We start from the raw sequence: 15,099 nt of genomic DNA on the forward strand, positions 1-15,099 counted from the left end.
ACGCGCCTGCCCCGCACCGCAGAGAGCACCCGCCAGTGCGAGCAGGCTTGAAGATAACTTTACCATTTCTTGGACACCGTGAGACTGAGGACGCGGCCGAAAGGCGAGTAGTTGGTGCTGTCGTAAGGCGTATCGGTGTAGGCCCGGACCGCGATGGGGCTGGGCTTGTCGTTGAAAGCGTTCTGGATCGAGGCGATCACCTCGACCCCGGCGAGCAGGGTGCGTCTAGGCTTCTCGTGATCCAGGCCTGCGTCGTTCCGCTCCAGGTGGTAACGCAAGGTCAGATCGACCGGCGCCATGGCGCCGATCCGGGGCGAGGAAGCCGAGCGGACATCGCGGACCGGCCCGATGTAGTTCACCGCGGCGAGCAGCGAAAACTGCTCGTCGCTCCATCCGACCTCGCCGCGCGCCCGGTAATGCGGCGGGTTGAATATCGTGCCGGCCATCTGCGTGACCGCCTGTCCGGCCGCGATCTGCTGCCTGCTCTCGATGTAGCTGCCGTTGAAGACGGTGCGCAGCACGCCGCCGCCCAGATCCAACCGGTAACTGGCGAGCACATCGACCCCGCGCACCGTCTGGCGTCCGGCATTGATGTTGGAATTTTCGACAATGGCGATCACCGTCGACGGATCGTAAACGGCCCCGGAATAGTTGGTGAAGGTTGACCCCCGCGCCAGCGCGTCTGCCTGCTGGGCAGGGTCCGGATCGCGCGTCACGTAAGGGGCATAGACCGCGTTCGACAGCGACTGCGCGGTATAAGGGATCGGCGTGACGATCCGGTCGCGGTAGCGGATGTCGAAATAACTGATTTCGAGTTTGAAACCTTCGAGGGCCCGGGGATGAACATCGAGCGTGGCCGACCAGTTGGTCGAGCGTTCGGGCCGCAGATCCGGATTGCCGCCCGAGACCAGCAGGGCCGTTCCGCCGCCGCTTCCGCCCAGCACCGGGGCGGCGTAAAGCAAGACTGTCGACGGTCGAAATTGCTCGTAAAGCGTCGGCGTTCGGTAGGAACGCCCCCAGCTTCCCTTGACCGAAAGATCCCTGGTCGGCGCATAGATCACCCCGAACTTGGGAGTGACGACTGAGCCGACGCCGGGATAACGCTCGTAGCGCGCGGCAAGGCTGACATCGATCTGCTCGCCTAATGCGGGGAGCTGACCCTCGCCGAACACGGGAACCGCAAGCTCACCGAAGGCATAGTAGCTGTCCTGCGAAGCTTCGATAGAGGCACCGGGCGTCGAGCCCGTGCGCCGGAAGTCATTCCGACGATATCCTCCCCCGAGCGCAGCCTTCACGCTCCCGCCGGGAAGTTCGACAAGCCTGCCGGTGCCGGAGAGCTCGATATTCCGGGTCGTGTTGCGATAAACACCGGAGCTGGCTTCGGTCCGAGTCCCGCGGATCGTGTTCACACCGCCGAACGCGGAGCGATTCCAGCCGTAACTGCCGCCCAGCGTCACCAGCCAGTCAGAAGGCAGCGCAAGCGTGAGCGACGGCGCCGCGCCCCAGGCCTCCGACCCGCGCGCGAAATCAACGCGGCTGATGGCAAGGTCGCCGGAAGCATTGAGCGGCAACGTCTGTTCCCACCAGCGCTTGTTGTAGAGAAGGTCGAGATCGAACGTGAGATTGGTGGAGAGATCCTGCCGCACCACGAGCGCGGCATTGTGGTGGCGTAGATAGGGTGTCAACGTGACCCCGGGGGTACGCGTTTCGGCATAGGAGCGCTGCCCCGCCTCGATCGCGGTAGTGCGTGCGAACTCGTAGGCGGCAAGCACGCTTCCCGACTGCCAGGTCCGGCCCGCCGTGGCGGCATATTGCTGCTGGAAGTTGCCGCCGTCCGTCGAACCGGCAAGCCGTGCACTCGTCTCAAAGCCGTCGAAACGGCGACGAAGGACGATGTTGGCAACGCCAGCCACCGCATCCGAACCGAACAGCGCCGAGGCCCCGTCGGGAACCACGTCAATGCGCTCGATGGCACCGAAGGGAATGGCGGAGACGTCGACCCCCTGGGTTACCCCGGCATAGCTCATCCGCCGACCGTCGAGCAGCGTCAGCGTGGCATCGCTGCCAAGCCCTCTGAGGTTTATCGACGTACCGCCGTCGAGGTCGACGCCCCGCCCGCCCGGAACATTGTAGCCGACGCCCGCATTCTGCCCGCCGCCGAAGTTTTGCGGGATCGCGCGCAGGACATCGGCGACGGACGATTGCCCAGCATTGCGCATAGCCTCGCGCTGGTAAGTGAGGGTGGTTGAGGCAATGGCCGCGCCACGAATGCGCGTTCCCGTGACGACGATCCCGTCGCCGTCCTCACCATCCGGCTCCCGCGGCCCGACCACGAAACCGGATCCGCTCGCCGTCGCCGTCAGTCCGGTCCCGACCAGAAGCACGCGAAGCGCCTCTTCCACACTGTAATCACCGTGGAGGCTCCGCGCACTGCGACCGGCGATTTCGGCGTCATTGGCGCTGATGTTGGCAGCGAATATCCGCCCGAGTTCGCGAAGCGCGCTCGACAGCGGCTGCGCCGGAATGTGAACCGATTGCCGCTCAAGTACCCCGGCACTTGCCTGAGACTGCGCCGCGACAGGGGCGCAGCATGCCATTGCGGCTGCAGCCAGGCTGCAGCACGCCAGAAAACGGTAACGCACTTGGTGACCTCCATCCCGAAGAACCGCTGTTCGCTGGATCCTTCATGACGGGAACGGCCTCGTGCCGAATCTACCCTACCGCCTTTTTTGATTTTCTTCCGGAGCCCGGAGAACCAGCGCCAGAGTGCCGTCATCCCGGGCTTGTACCACCAGGCCGAACGTCTGCGCCGCCTGCCGGGCAAAAGCCTCCGGATCGGAGCGCCGGAAGGAACCGGTTATCTTCATGCCGGCCGGAATGGCGCCGTCGATTACGACAGGGATGGAGCTCGTGCGGTTGAATGCTGCGACGGCGGCGACCAGGTCCAGACCGTCGAACACGATCATGTCGCGCGGCCACTGCAGCGTTGCGGCGATGATGGCACGAGGTTTGCCGAAGGTCCCACCGGCAAAAGAAATGCTTTCCCCCGCCTTGAGACCGACACCCCGCCTTCCAGAAAGGACGCTTCGAACCTCGACCGCGCCTTGGAGAAGCGAGACATCGGCGGCGGCGCCCGGCAGGAGCGCGACATCGAAGAGGGTCCCGTGCGCCTCGACACTGCCACCGCCCGCCTCGACAATGAACGGCCTTTTTGTGTCATGAGCGACAGCAAAGCGTGCCCGGCCCGCAAGCAATCGCAGCCGCCGTCCTACGTCATCGAAGGCCACCTGCAGGCGCGCCCCACGATCAAGGGTGACATTCGATCCGTCGGGAAGGTGGATGGTTCGGGGCGCCTCGTCCATCGCCGCCCACACGAGCCGGTGGGAGCCGGTCTGCGCATCGAGACCGCCCGCGACCTTGAAGGCCAGCATGGCGCCAACGCCAACAGCGAGGAATGCCGCGGCAGCCCATGGCCAACCTTGCGGTGTGAATTTCCTCCGCCCAACGCCTTCGAGACCACGACGCTTGCCCGTCGCGGTATTGGCGAGGAACATGGTGGTGTCCCAGGCCCGCAGCTTGTCTTCATAGGCCTGCGCGCGCACCGGATCCATGCGCCAGGCCTCAAAGGCAGCGCACGAGGCTTTCGCGTCGGGCCCACGCATGATCGCGAACCAATCAGCCGCTTCCTGCTCTATGCTCATCGCGGCATCGACCCTGCTCCCGCCGCTACCATCACGGTTTCAGATGCCGCGAAACGTGAGCGATCGCCTTGCTCATATGCTTTTCGATCGCTTTCACGCTCAACCCGGTCCTTGCCGCTATCTCGCCATAACTATAGCCGTCGAGCCGGTGCGCGAGAAATATCTCCCGGGTCCTGGGTTTCAGGCGAGCCATGATCGCCTCGAGGCGCGCAAGTGTATCCCTCGCTTCAAGGGCCGCGACGGTATCGAAACCCTCAAGTTCATCCACCGCGTAATCGTGGAATTCGGCGCAGCGCCGAACCGCCTGGCGCGCCTCGTCCCTGATCAGATTGATCGTCGCTCGCCTCAGGTATGCAGCCGGGGCGACGACTTCGAGCGGATCGTCCCTTCCTCGTCCGGCAAGCCGGGTGAAAAGCTGCTGGACGATATCGGCGGCGCGGTCGGCAGAAGTATGACGGACTGCAAACCGCATGAGCCGGTCACGATGCGCGTGGTAAAGACCCTCGAGCCAGTCGGAATCGCGCCTGACGAGCCGGTCCTCCGGCGGCAGGGGCTCGCCTTCGCAGATGACGCGCGATTCCGGGCGGTCTTCCAATGCCCGGTTCAGCCGCATGACCATGCCCTTTCAGCAACGGCCGCAGCTGATACGCTCCGCAAGTTGCGGGCGCTCTCGTTGCCCATCTTCATGGGCTTTCTCCACACGGAGTTCGTCCGGCCTAAACCGGACGAAGCCAACGTTTTGAAATCGAGTACCGGCGCCTTTAGCCACTAAGGCCTGGACATTCACGCCGGCGGCCCGGATGCTTTCGCGCCGAGCGATAGTTTCAAGAGGAAGTTGGCACGCCTCTACGCTGATAAAAAGCGCACGGCCGATACTACGCAGGTGCATTCACAATGCAAGTTGCGAAAGTACGGGACCCGGGCTGAAGGTACATTGCTTGAACAAGTGCCGAGATCTTTAGCCGCGAGCGGCCTGGACATACATCTCGGCGGCCCGAATAATCCACTAGGCCGACGTAATTGCATCGACATCATGGAATGTTGGTCGCCGCAATGGCAGGGTATCATCGCAGCTCCGGCGCTAAGATTAAATTCTTGAAAGGTTCGCAGCACGACGTCGTCCTTGATAGCGACGCCAGGCATCGACTCTAACGTAAAACGCCGCCCAACCCATGACGGGTGGACGGCGTTCTAGCATAAGCAGCAGCTGCTAATTAGCGCGCGCGATTCCGCTGAAAGAAGTTCACGATCGCAAGAAGAATCACCGCGCCCACGAAAGCGATGATCAGGCCGGTCAGCGAAAACTGCTGTACGCTACCGCGAACACCAAGCAGCGGACCCGACAAGGCGTTGCCAATGACAGAGCCGACGCAGCCGACGATGATGTTGAGGAAGATTCCCATCGAAGCGTCGCGCTTCATGACCATGCTCGCGAGCCATCCTGCGACACCGCCTACGATAAGCGCAATTATCCAACCCATGTCTGTCTCCGAGCTAAAATAGTATGTTCAGAATCCCGGCATAGTCCGGGGGCTGTGTCAGCGAGACCGGGTCGCTCCGTGCTGGTCGTGGCGCTTCTTGAGGGCGTAGCCGCCGACAGCCACTGCAACCATGCCGAGCGGCCCAAGCCGGCGCAGGACCGTGGCTGCGCCTACGCCCAGCAGCGCGCCGCGAGTACCGCCAACACCGCTGACGTCCTGCGAAAGGCGCTTGCCTGCGATAGCGCCAATAACTTTTCCGATCATACCCGTCTCCTTGATGTTACAAAAAACGAGATGCTGGGTGATTGTTCCTGTCAGCGTAGATGTTTCTCTCGGACCTGATGATCGGCTACATCGCAGCAAAGCTGGCAGCCGCTACTCGCTTGGTAAACGGCGTGCACAGGTCGGCAGCCGCCGCTAATCTAATCTTTAGCGACCCGAGCCACTCTCCGGTTTTTGATAGTGACGCGATAATGAATAGGCGACATAAATTGCGACGGCATGATGGATGCGAGATGGCAACGAAGTAGGCGTCGCCATGAGGCTCTGCTTCCCCCGATCGGGAATGCCGCCTTTGCCGTCGAGACATGGCACGTCCGCCTGGTCAAGATGTCGACGAAAGGCATTCGATTTTTGCATGTTTGATATCGACACATTTAATTCGCAAATGAACCGCACCGGACCTACTTTTCTCTGTTAGGCGTCCACCTCGCCTTTTTCTATTACCCTCAGCAAGGATCCTGATCATGAAGATCACTGCCTTGGCACTGCTGCTTGGCATAATCGCGACGCCCGCCGCTGCTGCGGATATTTCGACCCATATCCTTGATCTGGCTCAGGGGGTGGGTGGCAAAGCGGTCCCTGTCGTTCTCTCCAAGCGCAGCGCAGCCGGTAGCTGGCAGAAAATCGGCACTGCAATAACCGACTCCGACGGCCGCGTCCGCTCCTTCGGTACCGCCAGTGCATTTGATGTCGGAGTTTACAGGCTGCAATTCGACATGTCTGGTTACCCAAATGCCGCAGCGTCGCCATTCTTCCCGGAAATTACGTTGACTTTCAGGGTGACTGACAAGGCAGGGCATTATCACGTGCCAGTGGTGGTCAGTCCGTATGGCTATTCAACATATCGAGGTAATTAAAATGCGCCATGGTCTTCTTTCCGTCGCTGCCAGGTAAAGTCTGTGGCCGGAAAGAAGGTCTCGTCCGCTCTGCAACAACAGCCAAGTCCCGAGACATCTGCGTGGGGTCGCGGTACGCCGCTCTAAATTGCCTAGAGGGGGTGTTTTAACGGTGGCAGGCAGGCACAAGTCCCGGCAATCTTGAAGATTGCCAACCAAATGTGCTGAGAACCGTCGCCAAATAGCTGGGGTAGAGTCAAGCATGAACCCACTCCCGACAGGTACTGCCAGCGTTGATATGATCAGCGCTGTTCCCTTAGCTCGCCTGCCTGACCCCGAAGAGATTTAACTTTCTGCTCAGCCGTCTTTCGGATACTTTCTGCCTGCGCCTCGAGTTTGTCTGCTTGAGCATCGGCTTTCGCCTGGATTACGTGCCCTTCGTCTTCAAGCGCATCTGCCTGAGCTTCCCGAGCCTTCGCGGTGGCGCGATCGATCCGATCGGCTGCTTTTCCAGCGCGTTCGCCAGGACCAGTGCCTTCGTAAGGCAATCCCGCAGCCTTCGCCTCGGCCTCGTCTTTGGCTGCACCCGCCTTTTCCCGCGGGCCGTCACAGGCGGCGATCATGCAGGCCAATGCTGCAGAAGCTGTCAGCGTGGTTATCATCTTCATGCAGCGTTAACCGCCTGCGGCCTGTCTCGTTCCTGAAAGGTTTCGAAGCCCCCCTTGCGCCTGCACCTCCAGAAGAAAGGAGAGTTTCCAAGAGTTCGAACAAGGAGCCTAGGCGCTTTGAATCAGACCTCCGCAAATGTCGCGCAGTCGGGCTGACAACGGTGCGCGGCAAACCGAACCATCCTCGATAATCACCGTTGTGGGTGGAGGCGATCATTCTCAAGGAGCTTCTGAATGGCTTTCATCAAATCTAACGACGGCACCAGCATCCACGTGAAGGACATGGGACGGGGCAGACCCGTGATTCTGATTCACGGCTGGCCCCTCACCGGTGACATGTTCGAATACCAGACCCTGGCGTTGCTAGAGGCAGGGTATAGAGTCATCACTTATGATCGTCGCGGCTTCGGGCAATCGGAGCACGGGGCGTTCGGCTATGACTACAACACTTTCGCCGACGACCTCGCTGCGGTGATCGAAGAATTGGGTCTGGAAACGGTCTCACTCGTGGGCTTCTCGATGGGGGGCGGCGAGATCGCGCGATATCTCACCAATCACGGAACCGCGCGCATTGCGAAGGTCGCTCTCGTCAGCAGCGTCGTGCCATACCTGCTCAGGGGCGATGATAATCCTGATGGCGTGGAAGAGAGCGTGTTCGACACCATGAAGGCGCAGGTTCGAGAAGACCGGTTCGCTTTCCTTCAGGATTTTGCAAAGCAGTTCTACGGTGTCGGCTTCATCTCGAGCCCAGTCAGCCAAGGTCTTCTCGACTGGAGTTTCCTGCTTGCCGCCATGGCCAGTCCCAAGGCCACGATCGAATGCATCGACGCGTTCGCACGGACCGATTTCAGGCCCGACCTTGCATCGTTTACCGTCCCCACCCTGGTCATTCACGGTACCGCCGACAAGACCGTTCCCATCGATCCTACAGGTCGCGCCGCCGCAGCCGGCATCGCCGGTGCGCAGTTCGTTGAGTACGAGGACGAGCCGCATGGCCTCTTCGCGACAGCGCCTGCGAGGCTGAACGAAGATCTCATCAGGTTTCTCGCCTGACTTCTGCGCCGAGCCTCGTTACGAGGCTCGGCCTATCTCCGCTGCCCCGGGCACGCGTCCTCTCCCAAGATTTCGCCTAGCTTACTCACACGCCCAATCAATCTGAGAATTTAGCTAATCCACTCGAAGACGGGGGGCGATTCAGATTCACCAATGGCCACACGAAGACAAATGCAACACACGGAATCCAGCGAATAATCAGATATTTCGCCTCATAGTCCGCTCCCAAACTGTCCCAAAATGGACAAGTCTGTCGTTAACTAACATTTAGCAATTGCTTACCCTGCTTAGTCTTTCTAAGCCCCCGACAGCGCCCGGTGCGGGGCGTACAGATGTGGACGGCAGGGGTAATCATGCCGGTCACACATTAAGCGGGGGCTTGATGATGATTGATTGTTCATGGCGGCTGCCGCTTGCCGCCATCAAGACCGGCAGCGTATTGCTTGCCGCGTTGCTCATCATCGAGCCGGTTCAGGCTGCCACAGAGGCCGTGGCGATCGATGTCGTCGCCCGCATCAAGGAACGGTGTGGCTTTGCCGCCAACGGTCCGACCAGCATCACCGCGCCGCGCGATCTTGAAAACGCCGCCAACTTCTCGCTGGCAGTCGGGCTCGACTGCAATACCCCCTATGCCTTGGGCGTAACGTCGCAGCGCGGCGCGCTGACGAACATAGACGCAAATGACGACGGCTCGGGCTTTTCCTTCAGCAAGCGCTACCGGGTTTCGATCATGCTCGAGACCGACAAGGGCGCCGTTCGCAGTGTGCCCTGTGCGTCCGACGAGATGGCGGACGGCGGACGGTGCGCTTTCGCAAGCCTCGTTCCCGGACGCGGCCTCAAGTCCGGCGCCGGCATCAGTGTGGGTCGCAATGCCGTGATCTCGATCGACTGGGCGGCGCAAGCTCTTGCCCAGCCCCGCCTTGCGGCGGGCCGTTACAAAGACACCCTCATTCTGGTGGTTGGACCACGCGCATAATTGCAGTTCACCCACACGGAGGGCGGAGCGTTGGGTCGACGCACCGCTCAACCATCGGCCGCCTGTCCCGGTAGCCGGTGCAAGTCGCAAGACCCGCGAAAGCGGTCTTCAATTCTCCGGCGCGTTCCTGCGTCAAGATACTCAAGGAGCTGAATATGAAGCGTTCGATCCTCGCCGCCAGCGCGGCAGCCGTTTTCGCAGTTGCCGCCGGTTCGGCCCACGCCGCCGATACGCGCATCGACATCAATGCGCAGGTTGACAGCAAGTGCGGCATCTCGTCGCAGGCTTCGTCGATCACCCTGGGCGATCTGACCGATGCCAATGCCAAGGTCCGTTCGACCGTTACCGAAGAAATCGCCCAGAAGTTGACCGACGCCCGCGTCGTTGCCTTCTGCAACAATGGCGGCAGCAACGTCCGCGTCGCCCGCGCCGTGCTCGCCCTTGATGGCGCTTCCGGCACCGGCCTCGCCCAGGGCGATTTCGCCCAGTTCATCCGTTACAACCTCGACACCTCGATCAACGGCCTTGCCCTCGACTCGACCTCGACCGACGGTGGCTCGACCGTGGCACAGCGCTTCGGCGGCCATGACAGCCTCAGCTCGGCCGCAACCCGCGTCCAGTTCGTCAAGGCTGCCAGCCAGGGCGCCGCTGTCGCCTCGTCGAACGGCTCCAGCCGCACCGCCACCAACTGGTCGTCGCTGACCGATCGCCGGCTGGCTGCCGGCAACTACTCGGGTTACGTCTCGATCGAGCTGACCCCGGCTGCCTGATGTTGCTCGGAGGCGGGCGCCTGCGTCCGCCTCCGGCTTCTCCTGCCCCTGCCCTTGGCCCTGCTTCCCGAGACCTCCTCATGACCACGCCTCTTGCCCGGCGCGCGCTGCGCCCGCTGCTGTCGTTCCTTGCGCTGTTGGCGACCACCGGCCCCAGCCTGGCTTTGAACGTGCAGCCTGTCGTGGTCGACCTCCAGACCGCAGGTCGCCGGACTTCGGCCATTGTCACCTTGCAGAATACCTTCCCCGACACTGTGCCTGTGGAAGTGACGGTCCACCCGGTCAATGTCGTGAACGGGGAACTACGCGAAGCTGAGGACGTCGAAAGCGACGATGTCCTCGTGTTCCCCAGCCAAGCCACCCTTGGTGGCAACCAGTCCCAGGCGTTCCGCGTCCAGTGGATCGGTCAGCCGCTGGACGGCGAAAGCCGTCACTACTATGTGACCATCGCCCAGCTTCCGGTTGCCATGCCGGAAAGCCAGAACGCGATCCAGGTCCTCCACCGCTTCAAGGTGCTCGTCAGCGTCGGGACGAACGGCAATGCGCCTTCGCTCAAGATCGTCGAGGCCAAGGTCGGCACGGATGCGGCCGGAAAGCCGCAGCCGGTCATCACGATCGCCAACGACGGTGCCAATTACGGCTACGTCGCCACCAACCGCATGACCCTGATCGAGCGGCGCGGGGACGGTTCCGAGGCTTATCGCAAGACCTTCGAACCCGAGGAGATCCGCGAGAGCATGGGTCTCGGGCTGGTGCCTTCGAAAGCCAGCCGAATTTTCCCGATCAACGTCGAACTCCCGGATGCCGGCGGCACCCTCTCGGTCGAGCTGAATCCGGCCGGAAGCAAATGACGCCGTGGCCAGCCGCCGTTCCTTCTATCTCCTGGGCCTTGCATGCCTGGCGCCGGGACTGACGCTGTTCGGTTCACTCGCTGCCTATGCGCAGACGAATGTGTCCTCGCTGGCCGAAAAACCGACAACGCCGGGCGAACGCCCCGCCGTCCCCTCGGAACGCCTCAACCGAACCGGGCGCGACATCCCCATGGGAGGGCCGCTGTCCGACAACGGCTTCGTCTTGGGCGAGGTTTCCTACACGCTGACCGCAGACGACCGTATTCTGGTCGACACCCGGGAACTGCTTGCCCTGCTGCGCGGCGTTCTATCGACCGAAGCATGGACGAGGGTTGCCGCCGGGATCGAGAGCAAGGCTGCCGTCTCTACCGGTGACCTGCAGGCGCTGGGCGTTGGTCTCTCTTACGACCAGGCCAGCCTCGGCCTGCTCATGACGCTGGACCCCGCGCTTCGCGTGCGACAGTCGATCCGGGTGATGGGCTACGACCCCGTGGCGGGGCCGATCCAGCCCGCCGAAGATGTCTCTGCCTATCTTACGGCCTTCGTCAACAGCGACTACGTGCACAAGGGCAGCCGGACCGGATTCCAGACGCCGAATATCGTCTTCGACAGCGCGGTGCGGGTCAGCGGTTTCGTGCTCGAGAACGAAGGCAGCATTCAGGACAGCTTCCGGCGTGAAGGCACCCGCATCGTCTATGACGACGCACGAGGCACCGCCCGATATACCGCAGGCGATCTGGAGCCGGTGTCACGCGGTTTTTCCGGGTCCAGCCCGATGGCCGGCCTCTCACTTTCGCGGGTCTATGCCGACCTCGATCCGCAGCGCAATATCCAGCCGCGCGGCCAAAGGTCGTTCACTCTGACCCGTGCCTCCACGGTGGAAACGATCGTCAACGGCCAGTCGGTGCAGGTCACCCGGCTCAACCCGGGCACTTACGACATCGGCGACTTTCCCTTCGCGCAAGGGTCCAACGATGTGAGGCTGATTGTCCGTGACGACAGCGGCCGCGAGAACGTGATCTCGTTTTCCATCAATTTCGATCGGACCCTGCTTGCCGCCGGCCTCAGCGAGTTCGGGCTCTTTGGCGGTGTGAAAGCACCGTTCCGTACCGGCGGTCGGCACTATAGCGACGATCCGATCGCTTCCGGCTTCTATCGCCATGGTCTGACCGAGGAACTGACCATCGGCGGCAACTTCCAGCTTCAGCGCCGGGGCGGGGTGGGCGGCGGTGAGGTGGTCTGGGCGTCGCCCATCGGCACCCTGGCCTTCAATCTCGCCGGCTCGCACAACAAGGACGCCGGCAGCGGCTATGCCGTCAATGTCGGCTACGAGCTTTCGCGCGTTGGGACGGGCGGCAATGCCCGTTCGCTGACCGCTTCCATACAGGCGACCAGCAAGAACTTCGCACTGCCGGACAGCCTCTCCGCCAGCAACCCTTACGCTCTGGATCTGGGGGCAACGTATTCCCAGTCACTGGGGGCCGACCACTATTTCAGCCTCGACGGGTTCTACTCACTTGCTCGCGGCGATCGGAAGGATCAGTCTACCGCCCGCGCCACGTACGGGTGGCGGCCCAACCAGCGCCTGCTGCTGACGGCGGAAGCATCTTACCAGAGCAGCGAGCGCCGGTCCGGGCCGGGTGCCCGGGTTTCGCTGATCTACCGCTTCGACCGCAGTTCGAGCGCCACCGCTGATCTCGATACCCAGCGCGAGCGTGCGCGCCTCAGCTATCAGCGCTCCAGCGGCACCGGTGTCGGATCCTACAACGCCTCGGCAAACATCGACCGGGTCGAGGATTCAGTGGGCGTCAATGCCGCCGCCAACGTTCTCCTCAACCGCGCCGAACTCGGCGCGGCCCACAACACATCGTTCTCGAACAGCGGCACGATCATCGACCAGCGCACGTCGCTGCGCACGGCCTTCTCGGTGGCCTATACCGGCGGCAGTGTTGCCCTGTCCCGCCCGATCTACGACAGCTTCGCGATCGTGAAGCCCCATGCCTCACTGGAAGGCAAGGCCGTCTACATCGATCCGCGCAAGGACGAGTACGTCGCCAAATCCGGTACGTTCGGCGGCGCGGTCATGTCGCAACTGACGTCCTATTCTCCCCGTCTGCTGACCTATGACGTGCCCGATGCGCCTGCCGGATACGACATCGGAACGGGCATCGTCCATTTCAGGCCGCCTTATCGCTCGGGCCATCTGGTGGAGATCGGCTCGGACTACTTCGTCACCTATACTGGCCAATTGCTGATGCCCAGCGGCGCTCCGCTCGAGTTGGTCGGCGGTAACGCTTTCGAGATCGCAGCGCCTGATCGCAAGCCGGTGCAGATGTTCACCAACCGCAGCGGCCAATTCGCCGTGCAAGGTTTGCGTTCAGGCAAGTGGCGCATCGAGATGCCCATGAACGATGGCAAGCTCGTCTACATGATCGATGTGACGACAACCGAAGCCGCATTGCAGCGCGGCGGTGCATTGAAGCCCGAGGGAACCCCATGAAGATCGCCGCCACGCTCCTGACTTGCGCCGTCCTCACCCTGGCCCTGCCCCAGGCAGCCAAAGCCAATTGCGCCGATTTCCGGGCCTCCGTGAGCGAACTCACCCTCGACTACGACCCGTTCAACCCGGCCGAGATCGAGCGGAACTTCACCATTCACGTCCGGCGCCTTGACCCGCGCGTCACAGCCGTGCGTCTCGTGCTTGCCAATCCCGGGGCGGTAAATCGCGGCGCGGCCCTGGGGCGGAGGGACTCGGTACGCTATGATATCCGCTGGGTGCGCGATGCCGGGCGCATGGTCCTGGTTTCCGGCGCGGAGCAGCCCAATCCGACCAACGGAGCAGTCGTTCAATTCGGTGCCGGCGCCAGCGGGGACAATGTCAACGAGAGCTTTCGCATCCAGGTGCCAGCGGGTCAGGGAATCGTTGCCGGAAACTATTATCAGCCGCTGGAACTGCGCTTCGTGTGCCTTGCCGGCCGCGACGAACTCGATCGCGGCATGCAGCTTGGCAGCCAGGTCGCGGTCGATCTGACCGTGCCGGAACGCATCGCGACGTTCGTCGGATCGATGGGTACGCAGCGCGGACGTATTGATTTCGGAGATGTGGACGGCTCCAGCGGCAACGTCATCCGCAGTCTCACGGTGACCGCCCAGTCGACTGTTCCTTACGAGATCCGGGTTGACAAGGAGCGCGGCACCATGAAGCGCTTCGCCGGCGATGACGCCGACCTTCCCTACGCGCTGAAAGTGTCGGGTTTTCCGGTAACCGATCGCTCGATGATCGCCTGCAGCCAGACGCCGGCCCCTGGCGGCCGAAATCATGGCGTGCAGGTCGAGCTTGCCGGAAACGATCTGCATCGCCTGCCAGCAGGTCAGTATGCCGACGTGGTCACGCTCACGTTCTCACCCCGCCTTGGGCTTTCGGGCGGCGAGGGATGCTCATCGGTCCGGCCCTGATTAGCCGCTCGGTTTAAAAGACCGCCCCCTTGGGCTCGGCTTCGAGACTGAAGTCCATGTCCACGCCCGGTGCCTGGTTCAAGACCAGACGCAGCTGGCGCTCCCGATAGGCGGGGGTGCGATTATCGACGATCACCGTGTGCGTCTGCGTCGGTGAAAGCGGTACACGAACGCCGCCGACATCCACCCAGGCATCCACGAGTCCGGCGGGATGGTTGAGCGTAATCTTGTAGCCGGCGAGGCTGTTGCACAGTTCGCGCATCACTCCCAGATCGTTGGCACCGGTTTGGATGGCATGCGCAGCCGGTGCTGAGATGCTGACCTGACAGACTGTACGTACGCGGCCGGTCACGGCAATCGAAGCGCCGTCGTAAGCGGTGGCGGAAGTTGCGGGAAAAAGCAGCAAAGCTGCTGCCAACGCGCAACGTTTCATTCCAGACGTGAGCATAATACCCTCCTGCTGAAATCGACAATCGCGTGCCGAACTGAACTCGATGTAAAGTGCCTTAGTTAACAAGTCCTTGTGTTTGCCAATCGGGCGACAGCGCTTATATTGTCCGGCGGATCAAATCTGCCCCTGAAAACTGTCCGGTTCGAGCCGGATTCGCCGAAGGCAGTCCCGTAGCCATAAGAACGCGCTGCAGCTGCTGGCGTTGCCAGGCGAGGGGAGGCTGTGTGGGATACTGCCCGCCGCGAGCAGTAGAGCAAGATGTGCAAGAACTATCGCCAGCAGGCTACGGTGCCCCCGCCTCATCATAACGCCCGGCAAGCCTCAGCTGCCGCACGATCCCGTTGAAGGCCGCGGTCACGCCCTGCGCCCTGCCGATCTCGTTGTCCTGAGAGGCGGCATCCCAATAGAGCTCCAGCGGCCAGCGCTCCCGGCAGTGCGGCAGCAGGCACCGCAGCGCCAGGCGAACCTCGACAGTATCGACCCGGCCGTCGCCGCACCGGGTGACACCACCGCGAAGGATATGCACCGAAAGCGCGATGATCACGCGCTGGTGTTTGGGAAGCGTGGACACCTG

15 protein-coding genes are annotated in these 15,099 nt (G+C 62.3%); 7 read left to right on the forward strand and 8 right to left on the reverse strand.

All coding sequences use genetic code 11. The annotated features are described in order from the left end of the window. Window positions 1-59 precede the first annotated feature (59 nt). The 5 genes from RT424_RS04375 to RT424_RS04395 all read right to left on the reverse strand — a co-directional run bounded on the left by RT424_RS04375 (window position 60) and on the right by RT424_RS04395 (window position 5,446). Window positions 60-2,597, reverse strand: a complete 2,538-nt coding sequence (locus RT424_RS04375) for a TonB-dependent receptor (RefSeq protein ID WP_313434745.1) — start codon at window positions 2,595-2,597, stop codon at window positions 60-62. Window positions 2,598-2,717: 120 nt separating this feature from the next. Next, window positions 2,718-3,701: a FecR domain-containing protein gene (locus RT424_RS04380; RefSeq protein WP_313434746.1), complete on the reverse strand. Its 984-nt coding sequence runs from the start codon at window positions 3,699-3,701 to the stop codon at window positions 2,718-2,720. Window positions 3,702-3,732: 31 nt separating this feature from the next. Then, complete coding sequence (locus tag RT424_RS04385) at window positions 3,733-4,320, reverse strand: sigma-70 family RNA polymerase sigma factor (RefSeq protein WP_313434747.1); 588 nt, start codon at window positions 4,318-4,320, stop codon at window positions 3,733-3,735. 595 nt (window positions 4,321-4,915) lie between these two features. Further along, entirely contained in the window at window positions 4,916-5,182 is a 267-nt protein-coding gene (locus RT424_RS04390) for a GlsB/YeaQ/YmgE family stress response membrane protein (RefSeq protein WP_313434748.1), read from the reverse strand. 57 nt (window positions 5,183-5,239) lie between these two features. Next, the gene (locus RT424_RS04395; protein ID WP_313434749.1) at window positions 5,240-5,446 is read right to left on the reverse strand and encodes a hypothetical protein; all 207 of its coding nucleotides are present in this window, start codon (window positions 5,444-5,446) and stop codon (window positions 5,240-5,242) included. A 482-nt stretch (window positions 5,447-5,928) separates the two neighbouring features. On the opposite strand from RT424_RS04395, the gene uraH reads away from it, so the two are divergent. Then, window positions 5,929-6,321 (forward strand): hydroxyisourate hydrolase, encoded by a 393-nt coding sequence (uraH, locus tag RT424_RS04400; protein WP_313434750.1) that lies wholly within the window; start codon window positions 5,929-5,931, stop codon window positions 6,319-6,321. A 281-nt stretch (window positions 6,322-6,602) separates the two neighbouring features. Here uraH and RT424_RS04405 read toward each other — a convergent pair whose 3' ends face one another. Continuing rightward, window positions 6,603-6,968 (reverse strand): hypothetical protein, encoded by a 366-nt coding sequence (locus RT424_RS04405; protein ID WP_313434751.1) that lies wholly within the window; start codon window positions 6,966-6,968, stop codon window positions 6,603-6,605. Between the two features lie 234 nt (window positions 6,969-7,202). Between RT424_RS04405 and RT424_RS04410 the strand changes: the two genes are divergently transcribed. The 6 genes from RT424_RS04410 (at window position 7,203) to RT424_RS04435 (ending at window position 14,074) form a co-directional block, all read left to right on the forward strand. Continuing rightward, complete coding sequence (locus RT424_RS04410) at window positions 7,203-8,021, forward strand: alpha/beta hydrolase (protein ID WP_313434752.1); 819 nt, start codon at window positions 7,203-7,205, stop codon at window positions 8,019-8,021. A gap of 385 nt (window positions 8,022-8,406) precedes the next feature. Next, complete coding sequence (locus RT424_RS04415) at window positions 8,407-8,997, forward strand: hypothetical protein (protein WP_313434753.1); 591 nt, start codon at window positions 8,407-8,409, stop codon at window positions 8,995-8,997. 155 nt (window positions 8,998-9,152) lie between these two features. Further along, on the forward strand, window positions 9,153-9,767 hold the full coding sequence (locus tag RT424_RS04420; protein WP_313434754.1) for a hypothetical protein: 615 nt from the start codon (window positions 9,153-9,155) through the stop codon (window positions 9,765-9,767). Between the two features lie 80 nt (window positions 9,768-9,847). Next, a complete protein-coding gene (locus RT424_RS04425) occupies window positions 9,848-10,618 on the forward strand; it encodes a hypothetical protein (protein WP_313434755.1) in 771 nt (256 codons plus the stop codon). 4 nt (window positions 10,619-10,622) lie between these two features. Next, complete coding sequence (locus tag RT424_RS04430) at window positions 10,623-13,118, forward strand: fimbria/pilus outer membrane usher protein (RefSeq protein WP_313434756.1); 2,496 nt, start codon at window positions 10,623-10,625, stop codon at window positions 13,116-13,118. Beyond that, window positions 13,115-14,074 carry a hypothetical protein gene (locus tag RT424_RS04435; protein WP_313434757.1) on the forward strand — a complete coding sequence of 320 codons (960 nt, stop codon included), beginning with the start codon at window positions 13,115-13,117 and terminating at the stop codon, window positions 14,072-14,074. The genes RT424_RS04430 and RT424_RS04435 overlap by 4 nt, the downstream gene beginning before the upstream one ends. A gap of 13 nt (window positions 14,075-14,087) precedes the next feature. On the opposite strand, the gene RT424_RS04440 is transcribed toward RT424_RS04435, so the two are convergent. Both RT424_RS04440 and RT424_RS04445 read right to left on the reverse strand, forming a co-directional pair. Continuing rightward, window positions 14,088-14,591 (reverse strand): hypothetical protein, encoded by a 504-nt coding sequence (locus tag RT424_RS04440; RefSeq protein ID WP_313434758.1) that lies wholly within the window; start codon window positions 14,589-14,591, stop codon window positions 14,088-14,090. Window positions 14,592-14,808: 217 nt separating this feature from the next. Continuing rightward, a complete protein-coding gene (locus RT424_RS04445) occupies window positions 14,809-15,096 on the reverse strand; it encodes a hypothetical protein (RefSeq protein WP_313434759.1) in 288 nt (95 codons plus the stop codon). Window positions 15,097-15,099: the final 3 nt, after the last annotated feature.

This window comes from Novosphingobium sp. (genome assembly GCF_032093395.1).
GTDB lineage: Bacteria > Pseudomonadota > Alphaproteobacteria > Sphingomonadales > Sphingomonadaceae > Novosphingobium.

Coding starts and splice junctions, on each gene's coding strand:
- RT424_RS04375 (WP_313434745.1), bottom strand. CDS start 2,597: ATGGCATGCTGCGCCCCTGTCGCGGCGCAGTCTCAGGCAAGTGCCGGG.
- RT424_RS04380 (WP_313434746.1), bottom strand. CDS start 3,701: ATGAGCATAGAGCAGGAAGCGGCTGATTGGTTCGCGATCATGCGTGGG.
- RT424_RS04385 (WP_313434747.1), bottom strand. CDS start 4,320: ATGGTCATGCGGCTGAACCGGGCATTGGAAGACCGCCCGGAATCGCGC.
- RT424_RS04390 (WP_313434748.1), bottom strand. CDS start 5,182: ATGGGTTGGATAATTGCGCTTATCGTAGGCGGTGTCGCAGGATGGCTC.
- RT424_RS04395 (WP_313434749.1), bottom strand. CDS start 5,446: ATGATCGGAAAAGTTATTGGCGCTATCGCAGGCAAGCGCCTTTCGCAG.
- uraH (WP_313434750.1), top strand. CDS start 5,929: ATGAAGATCACTGCCTTGGCACTGCTGCTTGGCATAATCGCGACGCCC.
- RT424_RS04405 (WP_313434751.1), bottom strand. CDS start 6,968: ATGAAGATGATAACCACGCTGACAGCTTCTGCAGCATTGGCCTGCATG.
- RT424_RS04410 (WP_313434752.1), top strand. CDS start 7,203: ATGGCTTTCATCAAATCTAACGACGGCACCAGCATCCACGTGAAGGAC.
- RT424_RS04415 (WP_313434753.1), top strand. CDS start 8,407: ATGATTGATTGTTCATGGCGGCTGCCGCTTGCCGCCATCAAGACCGGC.
- RT424_RS04420 (WP_313434754.1), top strand. CDS start 9,153: ATGAAGCGTTCGATCCTCGCCGCCAGCGCGGCAGCCGTTTTCGCAGTT.
- RT424_RS04425 (WP_313434755.1), top strand. CDS start 9,848: ATGACCACGCCTCTTGCCCGGCGCGCGCTGCGCCCGCTGCTGTCGTTC.
- RT424_RS04435 (WP_313434757.1), top strand. CDS start 13,115: ATGAAGATCGCCGCCACGCTCCTGACTTGCGCCGTCCTCACCCTGGCC.